4 protein-coding genes are annotated in these 3,020 nt (G+C 35.2%); 2 read left to right on the top strand and 2 right to left on the bottom strand.

Annotated elements, in window-relative coordinates; all coding sequences use genetic code 11:
• Positions 1 to 73: 73 nt before the first annotated feature.
• Both B5F53_RS19360 and B5F53_RS19355 read right to left on the bottom strand, forming a co-directional pair.
• Positions 74 to 604, bottom strand: coding sequence for a hypothetical protein (locus B5F53_RS19360; protein WP_087227116.1), 531 nt, complete (start codon positions 602 to 604; stop codon positions 74 to 76).
• A 3-nt stretch (positions 605 to 607) separates the two neighbouring features.
• Positions 608 to 2,008: a type IV secretory system conjugative DNA transfer family protein gene (locus B5F53_RS19355; RefSeq protein ID WP_087227114.1), complete on the bottom strand. Its 1,401-nt coding sequence runs from the start codon at positions 2,006 to 2,008 to the stop codon at positions 608 to 610.
• Between the two features lie 277 nt (positions 2,009 to 2,285).
• On the opposite strand from B5F53_RS19355, the gene B5F53_RS19350 reads away from it, so the two are divergent.
• Positions 2,286 to 2,525, top strand: coding sequence for a helix-turn-helix domain-containing protein (locus B5F53_RS19350; protein ID WP_087227112.1), 240 nt, complete (start codon positions 2,286 to 2,288; stop codon positions 2,523 to 2,525).
• 199 nt (positions 2,526 to 2,724) lie between these two features.
• Positions 2,725 to 2,928, top strand: coding sequence for a helix-turn-helix transcriptional regulator (locus B5F53_RS19345; RefSeq protein WP_087227110.1), 204 nt, complete (start codon positions 2,725 to 2,727; stop codon positions 2,926 to 2,928).
• Positions 2,929 to 3,020 lie beyond the last annotated feature (92 nt).

Raw genomic sequence — 3,020 nt, 5'->3', positions numbered from 1 at the left:
GGTATCACCTCCATCATTTGAGAACATCTTATCAAATGATGGAAGGGATTTGAAGATACGGATGATTACCTACTTACGAAATAAGCACCATAATGTTTTCAAAATCTAAAGGATATTTTGTTTCGTGGATAAGCGATAATAAATATTCAAAAAATGTTTCCGAATACTGATCGAAAGGAATATTCATAAATGCAGACATTGTTTTAACAGTGTAAATAATCTCTTCCGTTGACATTCCGCGAAATGGCGCTAAACACCGATTATCTCCATTTGTGCTGTGTACAATCACAGAACTGCTAATCACGCTGCATTTTCTTCTGATGTTCTGTGTTCTGTACCACTCTGAAAATTGGTTTATAAGATAAGGACTCTTATAAAACACCACTACAGCTCTGTTATTCTCTCTTACCAGCCGCTCGATTATATTTTCCAAAATCAATTTTCGATTAGCTACTTTTGCACCGTTACGGAATGTAACATCTATACCGCCTGTCACAATGCAGTTGTCATTAAAATCCAGCCCTGAAACAATCCTGTCAACTCTGGCCTTCTGATATTGAATGCCTTTTAGTTGTTCATTTTGCCGATCATAATTTACAGCCATACTTTACCCCTCTCTGCTGCTTATATATTCTTCGAAAGAGAAATAAAATGGTCTGTAATTTGCAAGTCCGACAACAGCACGTCCAATTCCCAGATCCATCAGTTCCCAATCTTCAACGCTGTGACCTTCTCTATTTTCATCAACAAACTCTCCGGCTGAATTAAAATAGCTCATACTATAGTAATTCTTTCCGAATACTTTACTTACATAATCCCGCGACTCCGCGTCAATTGTCTTAAAGGCAAATAGATTTGAAAAACCAGATGCAATCACTGCGCCCCGGCTTTCTCCGTATATATCATACAGCTGTGTAATATTCTGAATCCCTGCCACTACCTTAATCCCAAGGCTTCTTCCAAAGTTCAGTGCATCATCTATATGTTGAAGTTTGGGCAGAAGTTTGAACTCGTCAATAATCATGTATACATCGCCGGCAGAATGACTGCGCCCCAGCGCTTCTTTCAATGCTAAATCAATAAGCAGACGATACATCGGCGTCAATGTTTCGCCAACGGTAAGATCGTATTCAATAAAGATTTTCTGATTGCCCTTTTTGCGGATGCTGTTTCTCATGGAAAATTCTCTTCCAACAGGAGCTTTCTTCGCAAAAACTCCGATGAAATAATCATTTAACATAGAATTTAATTCGCCAAAAACACCTAATGCCTGATTACTGGATCCATCTCCGAAATAAGATAACGTTCCTTTAAAATCCGGATATTTTTTACACATTTTTATAAAATGCTGAACCGAGGCCTGCTGCAAAAACTTAATCAACTCATAATTATTAAGAACGTTTGTATTATGTCCCTCTTCATCAAATCTTTTTTGTGTCCTAAGAAAATGAATCAATGTCTTTGCAAAAATATCTGCCGCAGCATTAGAAAAAAATGGTTGAGATGCAGACTTACGATCACTGAATAGCGCTTTCGCAATTTCTCTGCACATTAATTCCTGAGACTCTTCATCACCAGCAGCTTTTATATCCTCAAAAACATTCCAATAACAGGTTGTGTTTTCATACTCTTTTCCATTTGCAATCACAATATCTCCCGGGGAATAAAATTCCTTAAAAAAATCCCCCTTCGTATCAAAGATAACCGTAACATTATCCTTAACTTCTTCGATATCCTTCCCAAACAAATCCCTTAACAGATGATTGAATGTATTCGTTTTGCCAACTCCAATACCACCCAGCAGCAATATATGCCTCGAAAGCAGTGATTTATTTAATGAGAAACTACTGCCATCTTTCGAATTAAAAGTGATATACGCCTTATCAATTTGAGGAATGGGCTGATTTGCTATTGTATAACCCTGCAATATTTCTTTATGGCTATTTTTCTTACTGTCTTCTTCTTTACTGTTCTGTAAAGAACGATCTATAAACTCACGAAACTCCATTTATCCCCCACGTATAAGCTAATTATTTACTGAATATTTCCGCAAACTTCAGCCTTGTATATTTATTCCAACTAGTAAAGTAAAATATAATTTTTATTCAGCTTTCAGGAAATTTAATTTTGCAAAATCAGACTGTGAAATTTTAGATATTTGAGATATTTCCATTTATTACCCTTATTAAAATAATTTTTTGTCTTATTATAGGACAACATTTTGTGACTTTTATTATATCATTGTGTTTGTCCTATTACAAGACATAAACTTTTAAAGAGGGAATATGCCGAGAATAATTGATAGCCAAAATAAAAATTTAGTTGGAAAAAAAGTGAAAAATTTAAGAAAAAAGCAAAATCTCAGTCAGCAGGAATTATCCAACAAACTGGAAATCTTAGCTATTTACATTTGCCGTGGTTCTATTTCACGGATAGAAGACCAAAGCCGTACCGTCACAGATATAGAATTATACGGCCTTGCCAAAGTGTTAAATGTTTCCATTGAAGAACTTTTTCAAGATTAACTTTACATTACGAAGACCAAACCCTCTAATTTTTCTGATCTTCAAGGACAACCTTTTCTCCGTAATCATATGTCTTCCGTCTTTAATCTGTATCTATCATACACTCCTCTTCTTTAATAACATTTCTCGTATAGAATCAACAAAAGTGCAAAAACTGAAACAAAAACATTTCGACAATCTTATCGAAAAGGAACGGATTATGTCAAAAGAACGCTCCTTATCCCAGAGAGATTTGGCCACCTTGCTTCAGCTGGCAGGCTATAATCTGGATAATAATGTAATTACCCGAATTGAGACTTACCAAAGATATGTTTCCGATTTAGAACTGAAAGGCTTATGTGAGGTTCTAAATATAAGTGCATATTCTTGTGCAGGAGGTTCTTCCGCAATTATCCGTTTTTAATATAGGAAATCTCATCAATTTATAGTATAATACTTGTATTAAAGGTATGGAGATTTCTTATGAATACACTTGATTTAGATTCGTTTTTTCCG

Source organism: Blautia sp. An249, from assembly GCF_002159835.1.
GTDB classification, from domain to species: domain Bacteria; phylum Bacillota; class Clostridia; order Lachnospirales; family Lachnospiraceae; genus Blautia_A; species Blautia_A avistercoris.
The sequence above is the reverse complement of the archived record's forward strand: the minus strand, read 5'-3'. Positions and strand labels throughout refer to the sequence as shown.

Bases quoted from the DNA above. Each gene is read 5' to 3' on its own strand.
- B5F53_RS19360 (WP_087227116.1), bottom strand. From the start codon at position 604: ATGGCTGTAAATTATGATCGGCAAAATGAACAACTAAAAGGCATTCAA.
- B5F53_RS19355 (WP_087227114.1), bottom strand. From the start codon at position 2,008: ATGGAGTTTCGTGAGTTTATAGATCGTTCTTTACAGAACAGTAAAGAA.
- B5F53_RS19345 (WP_087227110.1), top strand. From the start codon at position 2,725: ATGTCAAAAGAACGCTCCTTATCCCAGAGAGATTTGGCCACCTTGCTT.
- B5F53_RS19350 (WP_087227112.1), top strand. From the start codon at position 2,286: ATGCCGAGAATAATTGATAGCCAAAATAAAAATTTAGTTGGAAAAAAA.